At 59.6% G+C, this 15209-nt stretch carries 13 protein-coding genes; 6 read left to right on the top strand and 7 right to left on the bottom strand.

Going from position 1 to position 15209, the window contains the following annotated elements; translation table 11 throughout:
- Positions 1–2: 2 nt before the first annotated feature.
- From FHX16_RS11280 to FHX16_RS11290, 3 genes are all read left to right on the top strand, one after another.
- Entirely contained in the window at positions 3–1037 is a 1035-nt protein-coding gene (locus tag FHX16_RS11280; protein WP_183862872.1) for a LacI family DNA-binding transcriptional regulator, read from the top strand.
- 57 nt (positions 1038–1094) lie between these two features.
- Complete coding sequence (locus tag FHX16_RS11285) at positions 1095–3095, top strand: beta-galactosidase (RefSeq protein WP_183862871.1); 2001 nt, start codon at positions 1095–1097, stop codon at positions 3093–3095.
- A 322-nt stretch (positions 3096–3417) separates the two neighbouring features.
- Entirely contained in the window at positions 3418–5610 is a 2193-nt protein-coding gene (locus FHX16_RS11290; RefSeq protein ID WP_259128200.1) for a bifunctional diguanylate cyclase/phosphodiesterase, read from the top strand.
- 70 nt (positions 5611–5680) lie between these two features.
- Here FHX16_RS11290 and FHX16_RS11295 read toward each other — a convergent pair whose 3' ends face one another.
- The 4 genes from FHX16_RS11295 to FHX16_RS11310 all read right to left on the bottom strand — a co-directional run bounded on the left by FHX16_RS11295 (position 5681) and on the right by FHX16_RS11310 (position 8579).
- Positions 5681–6835 (bottom strand): ceramide glucosyltransferase, encoded by a 1155-nt coding sequence (locus FHX16_RS11295; RefSeq protein ID WP_183862867.1) that lies wholly within the window; start codon positions 6833–6835, stop codon positions 5681–5683.
- Between the two features lie 175 nt (positions 6836–7010).
- The gene (locus FHX16_RS11300; RefSeq protein WP_259128203.1) at positions 7011–7142 is read right to left on the bottom strand and encodes a hypothetical protein; all 132 of its coding nucleotides are present in this window, start codon (positions 7140–7142) and stop codon (positions 7011–7013) included.
- 380 nt (positions 7143–7522) lie between these two features.
- Entirely contained in the window at positions 7523–8335 is an 813-nt protein-coding gene (locus tag FHX16_RS11305) for a class I SAM-dependent methyltransferase (protein WP_183862865.1), read from the bottom strand.
- Between the two features lie 82 nt (positions 8336–8417).
- Positions 8418–8579: a hypothetical protein gene (locus FHX16_RS11310; protein ID WP_183862863.1), complete on the bottom strand. Its 162-nt coding sequence runs from the start codon at positions 8577–8579 to the stop codon at positions 8418–8420.
- A 72-nt stretch (positions 8580–8651) separates the two neighbouring features.
- Between FHX16_RS11310 and FHX16_RS11315 the strand changes: the two genes are divergently transcribed.
- Entirely contained in the window at positions 8652–9593 is a 942-nt protein-coding gene (locus FHX16_RS11315; protein WP_183756296.1) for a LysR family transcriptional regulator, read from the top strand.
- Positions 9594–9686: 93 nt separating this feature from the next.
- On the top strand, positions 9687–9842 hold the full coding sequence (locus tag FHX16_RS11320; RefSeq protein WP_183862861.1) for an entericidin: 156 nt from the start codon (positions 9687–9689) through the stop codon (positions 9840–9842).
- 7 nt (positions 9843–9849) lie between these two features.
- On the opposite strand, the gene FHX16_RS11325 is transcribed toward FHX16_RS11320, so the two are convergent.
- Positions 9850–10197 carry a hypothetical protein gene (locus FHX16_RS11325; protein ID WP_183862859.1) on the bottom strand — a complete coding sequence of 116 codons (348 nt, stop codon included), beginning with the start codon at positions 10195–10197 and terminating at the stop codon, positions 9850–9852.
- A 118-nt stretch (positions 10198–10315) separates the two neighbouring features.
- Positions 10316–11314 carry a glycine betaine ABC transporter substrate-binding protein gene (locus tag FHX16_RS11330; protein ID WP_259128205.1) on the bottom strand — a complete coding sequence of 333 codons (999 nt, stop codon included), beginning with the start codon at positions 11312–11314 and terminating at the stop codon, positions 10316–10318.
- 565 nt (positions 11315–11879) lie between these two features.
- Here FHX16_RS11330 and FHX16_RS11335 point away from each other — a divergent pair.
- The gene (locus FHX16_RS11335) at positions 11880–13334 is read left to right on the top strand and encodes a cobyric acid synthase (protein WP_183862855.1); all 1455 of its coding nucleotides are present in this window, start codon (positions 11880–11882) and stop codon (positions 13332–13334) included.
- On the opposite strand, the gene FHX16_RS11340 is transcribed toward FHX16_RS11335, so the two are convergent.
- A complete protein-coding gene (locus FHX16_RS11340; RefSeq protein ID WP_183756300.1) occupies positions 13331–15121 on the bottom strand; it encodes a chloride channel protein in 1791 nt (596 codons plus the stop codon). The two genes, FHX16_RS11335 and FHX16_RS11340, sit on opposite strands and share 4 nt — an antisense overlap.
- Positions 15122–15209 lie beyond the last annotated feature (88 nt).

The raw sequence follows: 15209 nt of genomic DNA on the forward strand, positions 1-15209 counted from the left end.
GGATGCAAAGGGCCACGATCAAGACGATTGCGCAGGAGACCGGGTTGTCGATCGCCACGGTATCGAAGGCGCTCAACAATTCGCCGCAAGTCCGCCCGGAGACGCGCGCCGTTGTCCTCGCGGCAGCCGAACGGGTTGGCTACGAGCTCAACATGCATGGGGTGCAGCTGCGCACGGGCAAGACCTACCAGGTGGCGGCGATCATGTCGGCGCCCGGTCCTCGCCAGAACGAATGGGAAGGCGTCGAATACGCCCAGTTGCTCAGCGGCATTTCCTGGGCTCTGGAAGAGAGCCCTTACCGCGTATCGCTCTACGCCGTGCGCAATTTCGAGGAGAGCTTCGCCACCATCAAGCAGATCGTCACGCTGAAGAAGGCAGACGGCATCATTTTCTCCGGCACGCGCGCGGAAGATCCACGGATACGGCTGATGCAGGAGGCCGATTTCCCCTTCGTCACCTATGGCACGACGATGCACAACGCGCCACACGCCTTTGTGGATGCCGACAACGAGCAGATGATCCGTCTTTGTATGAGCCGTCTCGTTGGGCGCGGTCATCGTCGCATCGCGCTCGTCAATCCGGCGGTGGAACTCACCTATGCGATCACCCGGTTGGACGCCTATCGCTTGGCGCTGGAAACGGCCGGGCTGCCTTTCGATCAGGCGCTTGTCTCCCATGGCCATCTGACGCCCGCCTTCGGCCGCGAGAGCGTCCTTGCCATGTCGAAACTTCCGGATCCGCCGACAGCTTATATCTGCGCCAACGAAGCGGCGGCACTCGGAGCCTTGTCCGGCTTTCATGCCCGGGGCCTCGTGCACGGCCGAGACGCGGTCATCAATGCGACCGACGACCTCAATGTCAGCCAGTACTTCGCGCCGCCGATCACCACATTCTTCCTGCCGATCAGTGAGCCGAGCGCGCTGCTTGGCACCTCCATCCTGCGGTGTATGGAGGGCGAGCCTCCCGAGGCGTTGCAAACACTTTTGATGCCCGACCTGATCGAGCGCTGCGACGATCGACTGCCGTCGGACCGCTGAAGAATTTTCGCTCCAAGTTGATACCCACGACCCAAGACGACAAGGACTGCCGCGTTTATGATTGCCCCGATACCTTTTCAGCCCGACCAGATGCAAAGCGACAGGCTGGAACTCGGCGTCTGCTACTACCCCGAACAATGGCCGCGCGAGAAGTGGCAGGACGATGCGAGCCGCATGAAGGAGCTGGGTCTTTCCTGGGTTCGCGTGGGCGAGTTTGCCTGGGCGCACATGGAACCGCGCCCCGGCGACCTGCGCTGGGAATGGTTGGACGAGGCGATAGATGTGCTTGGCCGGGCAGGGCTGAAAGTCATTCTCGGAACACCGACCGCCGCGCCGCCAAAATGGTTGGTCGACCTATATCCCGACATTCTGCCCGTGGACGCAAAAGGCACGGTGCGCAAGTTTGGTGCGCGCCGTCACTATTGTTTCTCCAGCCGCCGTTATCGCCAGGAGGCGGCCCGCATTGTCGAAGCGATGGCCAAGCGCTACGGCACGCATCCTTTCGTGCAGGCATGGCAGATCGACAACGAGTATGGCGACCACGACACGGTCTACAGCTATTCGAAGGAAGCCGAGCGAGCCTTTCGCCTGTGGCTTGCCGAGCGCTACGGCACCATTGATGCACTCAACGCAGCTTGGGGCACGAATTTCTGGTCGATGCGCTACGGTGCGTTCGAGGAGATCGAACTGCCGAACAATCTGGTTGAAGAGCCGAGCCCGACACATCTAGTCGATTTCATTCGCTTCTCGTCCGACCAGGTGAAAAGCTTCAACAGCATGCAGGCCGATCTGTTGCGCGGCCATGCGCCGGGCCGTCCGGTGACGCACAACTTCATGTCGAACAATTTTGACTTTGACCACTACGAGGTCGGCGCCGACATCGATATCGCCTCGTGGGACGTCTATCCGATGGGCGGACTGCTGAACGGCCGACTGTCTGACGACAACAAGGCGCGTTACTTGCGTACCGGCGATCCCGACCAGACAGCGTTTTATCATGATCTCTACCGGGCCGTCGGGCGCGGGCGCGTCTGGGTGATGGAGCAGCAGCCAGGACCGGTCAACTGGGCCTCTCACAACCAGGCGCCTGCCGATGGCATGGTGCGGCTGTGGACATGGCTTGCCTACGCCCACGGCGCCGACATGGTGTCCTACTTCCGCTGGCGCCAGATCCACTACGCCCAGGAGCAGTTCCATTCAGCCCTGCTGCTGCCGAACGGCGAACCGGACCAAGGGTATCAGGAAGTCGCGGAGGTTATCGCCGAGATCGCCCGTTTGCCCGCTAGCGCGCGCCGGGAAAAGGCCAAAGTTGCGCTGGTGGTCGACTATCCCTCGCGATGGGCGAGCCGCGCCCTGCCGCAAGGCCGCAGCTACGACGCAACCGCCATCGGGCTTGACTGGTATGCCGCGCTGTCGCGCTACGGGATCGATGTCGATATTGTCGGACAGCATTGTGACCTCGACGGCTACGCGGCGGTTTTCGCGCCCGATCTGCTAATCGCCGACGCAGTCTTTGTCGAACGGCTTGCGCAGTGCGGGGCCAAAGCTCTCTTCGGTCCGCGCAGCGGCAGCAAGACACCCAATCTTCAAATTCCGACCAGTTTGCCGCCAGGCCCGTTGAACGCGCTTTTGGATATGCAGGTGGTGCGGGTCGAATCTTTGCCCGAATTTCACATCGAGTCGGTGCTGCATGGCAACGAGACTTATCCCGCCAGCGTTTGGCGCGAAACGATCCGAACAAGCGAACCAGTCCTCGCCAGCTTTTCAGGAGAGTATCGTGCTGGCGCGCCGGCGCTCGTCGGCAATGACAAGGCGCGCTATCTCGCGGTCGTGGCACAAGGCGACCTGCTGATGAAGGTGATCGGCGATACCTTGGACTGGGCGGGAGTTGAGCGGCAGCCCGATCTTGGCGATCTGCGCGTGAGCCGGCGCGGTCCACTTCACTTCGCCTTCAATTTCGGCAAGGTTTCGGCGGAGGTGCCCGCGGCCACCGCGGCCGTTTTCCATGTGGGTGAGCGTATACTGACACCCGTTGGCGTCGCTGTCTGGACGGAATAGGAAAGGCCGGAAGACCGCGTGCTGCTCGAAAAGGGTGGCATTGCTGTACTGCCTTCTCCGAGGCCAGACTTAATTGGACAGCGAGCACGAGGTGGCAAAATTGGTCACCATTGTTCTTGCTCTCCGATGACCTCAAGATGTCCACCTAAGGCGCTTTTCGATCGTCCGGGCGGCGAACGGTTGAGCTGTTGTGCGTACAGCAGAGACCGACGCCAGCGGACGCGGATGGTCTTCACCGCATACCAGGAATTTCGGTTTGATAGAATGTAAGCGCGCCTTAATGTTCATGTGCTAGGACCGACGCTAGAAAAGGACCCTGAGTATGAAATACGCGCAAGTCCGACCGCTTCTGCTGGTCCTCGTTCTTCCTCTCGTCGCTGCGCTGTCGATTTATACCGGGCTCTTCGCGGTTCTTGAGCTTGCTACCGAACGGAGCGACAAGATCGCCGCCGAGCGTCAAACGCATCTCGCCGAGACGCTCATTTCAAAAATGCAGGCGGCAGTAGCCCACGACCAGGAAAGTGCAACTGTCTGGGACGATGCGATCAGAAACGTGCGCGACGATAATGCCGATTGGATGCAGGCGAACCTTGGCAAGTGGATGTTCACCTACTTCCAGCACGACCGCGCTTACGTGATCGCTCCGGATGGCCATGCAGTCCACGTTTTCGCTTCCGACGAGGCGGATTCGGCGAAGGCATACCAACAGGTTCGCGATGTCATAGCGCCACTGGCGGAAAGGCTGCGCGCAAGGCTTGTCGCCGGCGACGACATCGGGCTTTCCGATCAGGTCTTGAGCATTGGGGAAAGCGATCTTTCTGTCGTCAACAACCACCCGGCAATAGTCAGCGTGAAGCCGATTATCTCGGACACCGGCAACATCCAGCAGAATCCTTCGGAGATCTATTTGCATGTCGCCGTCCGCTACCTCGACGGCAGCTTCTTGGCGAGGGTGTCGAGCGAATACCAGTTTGATGACCTTACCTTTGCCTGGGCGAAATCGAGTGAGGAGGATCGATCTTTCGCCGCAACGAGAAGTGCCGATGGGAGAGAGTTCGGATACTTCTCCTGGCGTCCGTTTGCTCCAGGCGAAGCCGTCGCGCAGTCGGTTCGCCCAGCCCTAGGCGCTGTGGGCATATCGGTGTTCGTCGCGCTGGCTGGGATGGGGGCCATGGTTGGTGTGCGAAACCGAAAACTTCGGCAGAGCAGGGCCGCGCTTGAACATCTCGCTCGCCACGACACTCTTACGGGACTGGCGAACCGGGCGTGGTTTGCCGAGCATTTGGCTAGGGTCATCTCCGGATCTGCCACGACACAGTCGAACGCGGTTCTGTTCATGGATCTTGATCGGTTCAAGCAGGTCAACGACACGATGGGGCACCCGGTTGGCGATCGTCTCCTGGTGCTGGTGGCTGACAGGTTACGCGGGATTTTCCCGGGCAGCGTCGTGGGTAGGCTCGGAGGGGATGAATTTACCGCGGTCGTGACCAACGTTACGAGCGACCAGGTTTCGCGGTTGTGTGAGCAAGTCATCGACTCCATGCGGCGTCCATTCGAGATCAATGGAACGCCAATCAGCATCGGTGCGAGCATTGGCGTCGTGATCGGCGTCGGACGTGATGTTGATCCATCCGACCTGACGCGGAAGGCTGACATCGCGCTCTACAATGCAAAGGCTGCGGGCAGAAACCGCTTTGCGATCTTTGGTCCTCATATGGATGACCTCGTGCAAGACCGGCGCGAACTCGAATGCGACTTGCGGCTGGCGGTCCAGAATCGCAGAGATCTCGAGGTGTATTTTCAACCCGTCTACGCTGCCCCGAACGGAGCCTTGTATGGCGCCGAGGCGCTCCTTCGATGGAAGCACCCCGCACGAGGTCTTATAACCCCGGAGGTGTTCATTCCCATCGCCGAAGAATGCGGCGTCATCGCCCAGTTGGGCGATCTTGTTCTGGAGGAGGCCTGCCTGGCAGCGCAGCGGTGGCCGGATCTGGAGATCGCGATCAACGCCTCACCTCTCGAGTTGCGAAACGAGGCGTATGCGCTGAGGGTCATCGCGGCCTTGAACAAGCATAGGATTGATCCCGCGCGGCTGGAGATCGAAATAACCGAGGGCACGCTGCTCGATAGTGCAGGGGAATGCCAGCGCAACATCGCGGCCCTCCGCTCTGTCGGTGTCCGCATTGCGCTGGACGATTTTGGCACGGGCTTTTCCAGCTTCGGTCGCCTGCAATATGTCGCCGTCGACCGTATCAAGATCGACAAGAGCTTCGTGGACGGCTTCGATAGCCAGGAGGCTGACAATCGGGCCATTGTCGAGGCGATGATAAGGCTGGCACGGGCTAAAGGCTTGAAGACAACGGCTGAAGGCGTTGAGACCGAAGAGCAGCGGGCAATCCTGAAAGAACTTGGTTGCGATCACCTGCAAGGATATCTCCTGTCGAAGCCCATGACCAAGGACGCATTCGACCGAATGGTCGGAACGAATGTGATCGACTTGCAGGCGAAGCGTTAGGTTGGCTCGGCCACGAGAATTTTCAGGTCTGAGGTGACGACGCCGCTGCTGGGAGCGGGCGGCCTGATTGCTAGGGGCTGGCAATTGGTTCAGCGACGCCGGCTTCGAGGCGAGACTCGTGTGATCCGATCACCATCCTGTTTCCGCGCCAATCGAAGCTTCCGGCCAACCAGCTCCTGATCCAGATGGCGGGCAACAAGATATCACGCGTCACCATTGCAACGAGCGATATCGGTGAGAGATGCCAATTCTTGCGGGCCGCAAGAAGAAGTTCCGGTATGTAGGCTGCGCACAAAACCGCGACAGTTGTGGTGGAAAGACTGGCACCGACAACGAACGCGGCGCACACGCACAGTGATAGGGGCGGAACCACGCCCAACAGGATCTCCGGGGCGAAGAAATGCGGGAAAGTCACGCGTCTCAGCCGCGCCCAGCGGCATTGTCGCGCCCATATCTCGCGAAAGGTTCTTCTTCCTAACGGCTGCTCGAACGGCCCACCAACCAGATGCACCTTGAGGCCCATTCGGTTCACCAGCTTGGTGGCCGCGGCATCTTCTGCGATCTCAGCCCCAAGTGCCTGGATGCCGCCGTGGGAGTTGAGGGTCTTCTTTCGCCATAGCATGCTCTTGCCTTGCGCGAAGCCAAATCCAAGAGCCTCTCCTGCATATTGCCAACGGGCCTGGTGGGTGTTGAGAAACGCACATTCCACCTCCGCCCAAAACCCTGTGGGGCGGGAGCCAAGTGGCGTCGAGCAGACAAGTCCACTATCGGGCCGCCATGCAGCGATCAGGCGCGCGAGATAGTCGCTGGGCATCAAAACGTTGGAATCGGCAAGCACGACCCATTCGTGCGACGCTGCGTTCCAGCCCTTGACACAATTGTTGAGTTTCGGATTTGCGCTGACGCGATCGTCCCCAACAAGGACCGTTGCCTTTGTCAGCGGCTTCGCCCGGCGAGCCTCTTCAGCCAGGCCAATTACCGGATCGGCCTTGTCGGCAACGCAGAAGATGATTTCGTAGTCGGGCCAATCCAGGCTCAGCGCACTTTCGAGCGTCTCCCGCGAGAACTGTTCCACCCCGCGAAGGGGTATCACGATTGAGACCGGCGGACGGGCGGAAACGCTTGGCGTTTTGTCTTGGCGGGATCGAATCCGCCATCCCGCGATAACAAGGCTGAGGGTATTGGCTGCCAACAGGGCACCGGCGACGGCAATGATATACAGCATCAGTCATTCCAGCGGTGAACAGCGCCGGAATGAAAACGAGTCTCAGCGCCCGGTGAGCTAAGACATCATCGTCACATGACGCGATGATGACATCTGCCTGTTGCTCTGTGAGGAGTTAACAGGAGCATCGGAGCAAGTTGTTAGCGCGTCATGCCAGCGGCTGCCAACGCTGAACTCAGTGCTTTCTCCTCAGGGCCCTTTGAACCTTGACAATCTCGCCCTTCATCAGGATCAGGAAGTGCTTCTTGTCGAGGCGGTTGGCGACGTCGCCGTCTACCGTCATGTAGTCCGTTCTGGGACTGGACATGGTCTCATCCGCTACCCTGATCTGCTCAATCACGATGCAAGGATTTCCAGCGTCACCCGTGCATTTGAACCGCCGCGTCTCCTGGTACTGTGACATCGATCCCCTCCTAAGCTGACGGCAAGCATCATCGCGACCGAAGCCGGGATTTCAAGTTATAAATTAGGTGTTGCTGAATTATACGAAGGGTGAAGGTGTGTCCGGTGGCGCAAGCAAAGCCCGGTGCTGGTTTGGACAGCGCCGGGCCTATGTGACTGCAGTTGAGGGAAACGCAGTCAGTGCAACGACAAAGGGTGCGCTGCCCAGGAAGAACGTTGCTACGGTTCGGATGTTCCGAACCGCAAAGGTATTGTTCAGGCTGCTGCCTCTCGGCGCGCCCACCGCTAGTTTTGGCGTGGTGCCTCGGCGGTGAACACAAACGCCGACATTCGCCCTTCGATCGGCCCCTTGCCGAAGGTTTTCTCAAGCGCTTCCGCTACGCGTGCCACGACATCGACCTTCGGCTGACGTGCTTCGATTTCCATGCGGAGCGGACTGCCCCTGCAGAAGGCGGTGGCTGCATCATGTGCCGAGGATGCATGAGACGTCTTTTCGACCTTTGCGAAGGTCGCCGACTGGAAACCGGCGCGCTCGAGCTCGGATAGGATCGTCTCGGCATCAAAATAGCCATGCGGCGTCCGTCGAAAGAATTCCGGCGGATCGCCCGGAAACACGGCGTCTGTTGCAGCCCTGACGGCGGCTGCGAAATCGTTGCTCTCGACCGTGTCCCACGTGTTGAAGAGAAACGTTCCTTTCGGCTTCAGCACGCGAAGGATTTCGTGATAGGCGCGGTGTTTGTCGGGAAAGAACATGACGCCGAACTGACTGGTGACGGCATCAAAGGTCTGATCGGGGAAGGGCAGGCTCAATGCGTCGGCCTGGCGCCATACGACATGCCCTCCGGAGTGTCGCCGTGCGGCGACATCCAGCATCGCCTGGTTCAAATCGGTGGCGATGATTTCCGCGTGCGGAAGCGCTGACGATATTGCGCGCGTAAGGGCGCCCGACCCAGCGGCGACCTCGAGAACGCGGTGCGGATGAAACGACGCCAGGCGCTGGGCCAGATCGGCCGCGTAAGGGTCGAACAGGATCGGTACCATGTAGCGGTCGTAAGCCGCAGGGATATCGCCTTGAAAACACGCATCATTTATAGCCATGATCGTTGCGCTCCATAGCCACCGCTCTGGGCGCATATTAGAACCTTTCATGGTGTCTTTGAAGGTGTTGCCCAGCGAGTGCTCAGCGAGGGTCTGTCATGCCCAAGGCTTGCAGATCGAGGTCATCCGCCAGATGTCTCGGCAGGCGCGCCAATTGATCTCGGGTACGATTGCGTGTCAGGCGTGAGATCTGACGCGTTCTAAATGCGTAGAAGATGTCGAAGATTGCGTTGAGAGTGCTCATTGCGGCCTCCTTTCATCGGTTTTAGCCGCCATGATCGAAGGGTACTGTCGGGTTGACTTTCAATCAAACAAAATGATATGGAATTCAAATTCAGAAAAATTGAAAGATGTGACGATGAGCATTCCCTTTCGCCGTCCCATTCCTTTGCTTGATAACGACGTCCTGAGGACGTTCGTTGCCATCGCAGAGACCGGCAATTTTTCGACCGCCGCGGAAGCCGTATATCGGACGCCGTCGGCTGTCTCCATGCAGATCAAGAAGCTGGAGGAGCAGCTCGGTGCGACGCTTTTCCTTCGTGATGCGCGTTCGGTCAGCCTGACCCAGCACGGCGAACTGCTACTCTCCTACGCACGCAACATTCTCGCTCTGTCGAACGAGGCGGTTTCGCGCTTCATCATGCCCGAGCTTAGCGGTGTGGTTCGGCTTGGCGCGCCGGAAGATATCGGCGAGCGATTGCTGCCCAGCATTCTGAAAAGCTTCGCCGAAAGCTTCCCGAGCATCATGGTCGATGTCACCATCGACATGAGCATCGGCCTCAAGAAGCGGATGGAGGAGCAGCGCCTCGACCTGGCACTCATTAACTGCGCGACACGCCCCTTGCCGACGGATGGCGAGATCGTGTTTCGGGAGCGGCTGATATGGGCTGGTGCCAAGTGCGGTACGGCGCACCGTCGCGAGCCGCTGCCGATCTCGATCTGGGAGGATGGCTGCATCTGGCGCTCGGAGGCAATATCGCAACTTGAGCGCATGAAGCGCGGCTATCGCGTTGCTTTCCTCAGTGGCCACACCATGGCGCAGCGTGCGGCCGTGGTTTCCGACCTCGCGATCGCGCCGTTGCCGCGCTCCTATGTCACCGACGAGATGACGATCCTCGGCGTGCAGGAAGGGTTGCCCGAACTCGGCTCCTTCGACATCCGGCTGCTTACTGCATCGCAGATGAACGGCCCGATGCGCGCTGTGGCCGAGAGCATCCGCTTTGCCTTTGCCGAAAAAGCCAAGGCTGTTGCTGCTTGACAAGTTTGCGGTGACCTTTTTTCTTCCTCCGGGGTTTAATTCGCGCGGCGGGAGTCGCCCGCGCTCGGACGACTGAGAAAGAAGGATTTCGCAATGACGATAATGGCCAAGATCGGCTCAGCCCTCGCAATTCTGCTCGTACTTTCCTCGTGTGGAAACACGATCCGCGGTATTGGCCGGGATACGGCAAACGCGGTGAACGCGACCCAGGATGCAGGTCGTTCGGTCGGCCGCGCCGCCACCAGGTAACAAGACCTCAGATCGCAGCCGGCGGGTAAGCGTTTTCCAACCCGCCGGAACGCGAAAGCCCAGTCCGGAACGCCATGTAAGCCGGATGCTGGCTTGATTTCGCTGCCTCCATCAGTCGTATCTGCAGGCGGGCAGGCGCTGTCTCGCCAATCCATTTCCCAAGATTTTCGAGTTTCAGCGTGTTCAGAAACGGCGCACTGGCTGCGTTGTTCAGATGGCGGTGAAGGCCATCAATGACGTTTTCGTCCTGCGCCACATTTTCCATCAGCAAGGCAACGTAGGATTTCTCCTGTTCGTCAAGGCTGGCAAGCTTCGAGGCGATCGTGTCGCGGTCGGGAAACGGAGCGGATGTCATCTGTATTTTCCTCGTCTGGGCAAGCGGGCGCGATTCGGGCGACCAAGCGGTCGGTGCTTATAGGAAACCGATGCCTCCGGAGGGAAGACTTTGTCATTGGCCGAGATCGTTGTTCGTCCTAGAGCCCGGCCTTGACCTTTTCTGCGACGTCGGCAGGAACCCACTTGGTCCATAGGGCCGAATAATTCTGAAGGAAGTACTCCGTGGCTTCCTCGTTGCTCTTCTGGTTTTCGTCCTGCCAGGCGAGCACCTCGTTGATCGTCGTATTGTCCCATGAGCGAAGCTTAAGGTAATCCATGGCCGGTCCGGCCCGGTCGGCAAAGGCTTTGGTGACAATCGTATGGGCCCGCGAGACCGGGTAGGAGTTGACCTGCGGCCGAGCGCAACCCGGGATCGAGGTGCATTTGTCCCACTCTGCCTTGTCATGAGCGACGCCGAAGCTCAGGCGTGTCATGTCGTATTTGCCAAGGATGGCGGTGGGGGCCCAGTAGTAGCCAAGCCAGCCGGCCTTTTTCTGGAATGCATTTGCGATGGAATCATCGAGGTCCTGTGGGCTGCTGGCTTCGACAAGTTGAAACCCGTCCCGTTCAGCCCCCAGCGCGCGGAAGAGATTGGATGTCGAAATCTGGCAGCTCCACCCGACAGGACAACTATGGACGGCGCCCTGCGATGCATTGTCGGATGCCGGGAATAGCTCCGGATGCTTGAGTGCGTCCTCGACGCTGCGGATATCCGGGTTCGCATCTGCGATGAATTTCGGTATCCACCAACCTTCGACCGCGCCCTCCGAGAGGATTTCAGCAGCCTGGATCAGCTTGCCTTCCTTGACCGCCATGTCGAGTTCGGAGCGCACCGAATTGATCCAGAATTCGGAAGCGATATCGGGCTCACCCTTTCCGTCCATCGAAAGGAACGTCGGCATCGTGTCACCCGGGACGATCCTGACCGAGCAGCCGTAACCCTTCTCGAGAATAAACTTGTCGAAGTTGGCGGCAATACCCGCCGACGCCCATTTCATTTCAGCGATGGTGACGTTGCCGCATTCAGCAGCCCGCGCCGTCGCGGCGGCTGCACAAACTCCTGCGGCAAGCAGGATTGACGTGCAGAGAAATCTCATCTTGCGTTCCCATTCTTGCTGTCGCGGCTACAACCTAGGCGTTCCGCAGTTTGCGGAGGAGGCTCTTGCTGTTTCTGCAGGCTGTTGCTGTGGCGTTCGTCCTGACGCCTTGCAGGGCAGCCTACGCGTTCGGCTGCGGAAATCAATTGTCTTCTGCGCGTGAAGCAGGGAGTCTAAGCGCCTGATTTGAAATCGGTAATGATAGTTCCGCAGAAGATTGCGGTTGGTATTCGAGATCTCCCCATGGAGCCGCCTGCGACGCCTGGATCATCAAGAAATGTCAGAAAAATACGAAATTCATCTTTGCTTAATCGCTTGCTAACCCTCCGGTAACAATGTGGCGCTATCTGTTGTTGCGTAGCGGGGGACACCGCTGCTTCTCCGGATCAGGTAGAGCGTCCCGGAGAACGTGAGCTTCGCCGTGTATGGGCGAATGTGCCAGCGTATTTCGGCAGGCCGCGCAACTGGAAACGGTTGACGCGGCCTTCGCATTTTCAGGGCTTGCAATTGACCGCAGCAGAGAGGCCATTGTAGTCCGGGTCAAGTTCCCCGGAGTTTCGCGACAATGACCAAGGCTATCATGCTGCAAGGGACCGGCTCCGATGTCGGCAAGACGGTTCTTGTCGCGGGTCTTTGCAGGCTTGCTGCCAACCGTGGCCTTTCAGTTCGTCCGTTCAAGCCGCAGAACATGTCGAACAATGCAGCGGTTGCTGATGACGGCGGAGAGATCGGCCGGGCACAATGGCTGCAGTCGCTCGCTGCGCGGGTGCCGTCTTCGGTGCACATGAACCCCGTGTTGCTCAAGCCGCAATCGGAATACGGCAGCCAGATCATCGTCCAGGGCAAGGTCTGGGGGCAGGCCAAGGGACGGGACTATCAGAAGCTCAAACCGACGCTTCTCGATTACGTGATGCAGAGCTTTTCCGAGGTTTCTACCGGGGCGGATCTGGTGATCGTGGAAGGCGCGGGTTCGCCGGCAGAAATCAACCTCAGGGCGGGCGACATTGCCAATATGGGATTTGCGACCCGTGCCGGCGTGCCGGTGATACTTGTCGGTGACATCGATCGTGGAGGCGTGATCGCTTCGCTGGTCGGCACCCACACGATTTTGCCCGACGAGGACCGGGCAATGATATCCGGCTATATCATCAATAAGTTCCGTGGCGACGTTTCGCTCTTCGATGCCGGCATCGAGGCGGTGCGGCACTTTACGGGATGGTCGTGCTTTGGTGTCGTGCCGTGGCTCAAGGACGCCTCCCGCTTGCCAGCCGAGGATTCGGTTGCGTTGGAGAAGCTGGCGCGCGGCGGCACCGGAGCACTCAAGGTCGCCGTGCCGGTCTTTTCCAGGATCGCAAATTTCGACGACCTCGATCCGCTAAGGGCCGAGCCGGATGTCGAGTTGGTTTTTGTTCGCGCCGGCGAGCGGCTGCCTGCGGACGCCGGCTTGGTGATCTTGCCAGGTTCAAAATCAACGGTATCGGATCTGGCGGATATGCGCGCTCAGGCTTGGGATTCCGATCTTCTGGTCCATGTAAAACGCGGCGGGCGGGTCATGGGCATTTGCGGCGGCTATCAGATGCTCGGACGCAAGGTGCATGATCCCCTCGGCATTGAAGGCTCTACCTTGGAGGTAGAGGGGCTGGGGCTGCTTGACGTCGAGACGGAGATGGCGCCCGAAAAGACAGTCCGCAACAGCGTCGCGACGATGGTGGAAGACGGTTCACCGCTTTCAGGCTACCAGATCCATCTTGGCGTTACGTCCGGCGAAGACTGCGGCCGTCCGTTCGCGATCGTTGACGGAAAGCCGGATGGGGCCGTGTCGGCAGACGGCCGGGTCGCCGGCACCTATCTGCACGGGCTCTTCGCGAGTGACGCCTACCGTTCCCGCTTGCTGCAGAGTTTTGGCCTTGCGGGCGAGAGGACCGATTACCGTGCTGGCGTCGAGAAAGCTCTCGACGACATTGCAGCAGAACTCGAGGCCTGTCTCGACGGGCGTTGGCTCGACGAACTCCTCAGTTAGATCTCGCCGGAGATTTCGCGGCGGCGGCGGTCCAGTTCTTCGCTATAGCGGCGTAGGGTGTAGGCCTCGCTCAGCTGCCCGACGACTTTCCGCTCAATCAGATTATTGACGACCGCCAGCGCTTCGCTTTCGGTCTTGTCAAAGATCGCTGCTGCCTGCTTGGCGTTCATTTGCGGTTGCAGGAAATCGTTCTTGAAGCGGATGAATTCTCCCAGATCCTTGCCGGTCTCGTCGGTGTCGGTCAGGTTTGCGTAGATATCGGGAACGAGCACCAGGCCGCTGTATTTGCCGGTGTCATCAACCAGGACAACGCGCTGCGCCGAACCGATGGGGAAGCGCTCCTTGAACTCGTCGATGGTGAGGGCGGCATTCGCCGTCTTCACGTCGGCGCGCATCAGCCGGTCAACGGTCAGGTTACGGATCCAGCCGACATCGTGCGCGCTCCGGATGCTCTCGCCGCGCAGGTGGAAGCGCCATGTTGCGAAGGAGTAACCGAAGGTGCTGCGCACGACTAGCGAGGAGGTGATCACCGCCGCAAGCACGAGCGCCGTGATCGGAAAGTCGCCGGTAATCTCGAGCGCAAGAAACGTCATCGTCAACGGTCCACCGATGACGGCGACCGCAAGCGAACTCATGCCGACGACCGCGTAGATGACGGGTGTCAGCGTCGCATGAGCGAAATAGGGTGCCGAATAGGCGAAGAGCTTGCCGAGGAGTGCACCCATGAACAGGGACGCGAAGAATAGGCCGCCTCTGAAGCCGGAACCGATCGAGATAGCCGAAGCGAATGCCTTGAGAAGAAGAAGGCCGACAAGCACCGGAATTGCGACATCGCGGCCGAGATTGAGGTGCAGTGCACCGTGACCGGCCGACAGCACCTGCGGCGTAATCAGCGCGAGCAGGCCGACGACGATGCCGCCAAGGGCAGGGCGCAGCGGCGTTGCAATGGAACTCCGGCGAGCCAATTCCTCGATCCAGGCGACGCCCTGCATGATCATGATGCCAACGCCGGCGCAGAATGCACCGAGTAACAGCGCCGGAACGTAGTCTGCAGGCATGACGGTTCCAAAGTCACCGACGTCAATAAGAAAATCGCTGCCGGCCAGCAGGCGTGCAATTTGGGTCGATACCAGTGCGGAAACGACGACCGGCGTCAGCGAGACGATGGTATATGAGCCGATGATCAGCTCAAACGCATAGAAGGCGCCGGTCAGCGGAGCGTTGAAGGCCGCCGCAATCGCACCCGAGGCACCGCATCCGACGAGAACGCGCAGATCCGATCGGCGAAGCTGCAGCTTCAGTCCAAGCTTCGAGGCCAGTCCCGCCGCCAGCTGCGTGTAGCCGGCCTCTAGGCCCACTGAAGCGCCGAAGCCGTTCGAAATGAGGTTCTGGACCGCCACCAGAATACTGTCGGTGAGCGATAGTCGGCCGCCATGCAGCGCGTTAGCCTCGATCGGGTCAACCATCGGCTTCTTGCGCGTTTTGGCAAGCACGAAGAGCATCAGACCCAATAGTATGCCGCCGCAGACAGGCGCCGTCAGCAACAGCAGCTTGTTGTCGATCTGCGAGGAACTCAGCCGCTCGATATCGCTGATTCCGAAGATCAGACTGTGCATTTCGCGGGAAACGAGGCTCATGCCCGTCACCGCAAGTCCGGAGATAACGCCGACGATCGCGCCCGCGATGACCATCCCCAGCTCAGTGCGTCGCAGCAGTGCGCGCATCCGCCCGATGTCGAGAAGGGTATGGAATGGACCGAAACGGCGGATATCGATTCTTAGGAGCATCACGGGAAAACTAGGCGGCAGTGGGCGCGATCAAGTGGAAGGGAGGGAAGGGCAAATCGGTGGCGCGACCCGCTTGCGACGCAATTGC

This window comes from Rhizobium sp. BK661 (assembly GCF_024808825.1).
GTDB lineage: Bacteria > Pseudomonadota > Alphaproteobacteria > Rhizobiales > Rhizobiaceae > Rhizobium.

Coding starts and splice junctions, on each gene's coding strand:
- FHX16_RS11280 (WP_183862872.1), top strand. CDS start 3: ATGCAAAGGGCCACGATCAAGACGATTGCGCAGGAGACCGGGTTGTCG.
- FHX16_RS11285 (WP_183862871.1), top strand. CDS start 1,095: ATGATTGCCCCGATACCTTTTCAGCCCGACCAGATGCAAAGCGACAGG.
- FHX16_RS11290 (WP_259128200.1), top strand. CDS start 3,418: ATGAAATACGCGCAAGTCCGACCGCTTCTGCTGGTCCTCGTTCTTCCT.
- FHX16_RS11295 (WP_183862867.1), bottom strand. CDS start 6,835: ATGCTGTATATCATTGCCGTCGCCGGTGCCCTGTTGGCAGCCAATACC.
- FHX16_RS11300 (WP_259128203.1), bottom strand. CDS start 7,142: ATGTCCAGTCCCAGAACGGACTACATGACGGTAGACGGCGACGTCGCC.
- FHX16_RS11305 (WP_183862865.1), bottom strand. CDS start 8,335: ATGGCTATAAATGATGCGTGTTTTCAAGGCGATATCCCTGCGGCTTAC.
- FHX16_RS11310 (WP_183862863.1), bottom strand. CDS start 8,579: ATGAGCACTCTCAACGCAATCTTCGACATCTTCTACGCATTTAGAACG.
- FHX16_RS11315 (WP_183756296.1), top strand. CDS start 8,652: ATGATATGGAATTCAAATTCAGAAAAATTGAAAGATGTGACGATGAGC.
- FHX16_RS11320 (WP_183862861.1), top strand. CDS start 9,687: ATGACGATAATGGCCAAGATCGGCTCAGCCCTCGCAATTCTGCTCGTA.
- FHX16_RS11325 (WP_183862859.1), bottom strand. CDS start 10,197: ATGACATCCGCTCCGTTTCCCGACCGCGACACGATCGCCTCGAAGCTT.
- FHX16_RS11330 (WP_259128205.1), bottom strand. CDS start 11,314: ATGAGATTTCTCTGCACGTCAATCCTGCTTGCCGCAGGAGTTTGTGCA.
- FHX16_RS11335 (WP_183862855.1), top strand. CDS start 11,880: ATGACCAAGGCTATCATGCTGCAAGGGACCGGCTCCGATGTCGGCAAG.
- FHX16_RS11340 (WP_183756300.1), bottom strand. CDS start 15,121: ATGCTCCTAAGAATCGATATCCGCCGTTTCGGTCCATTCCATACCCTT.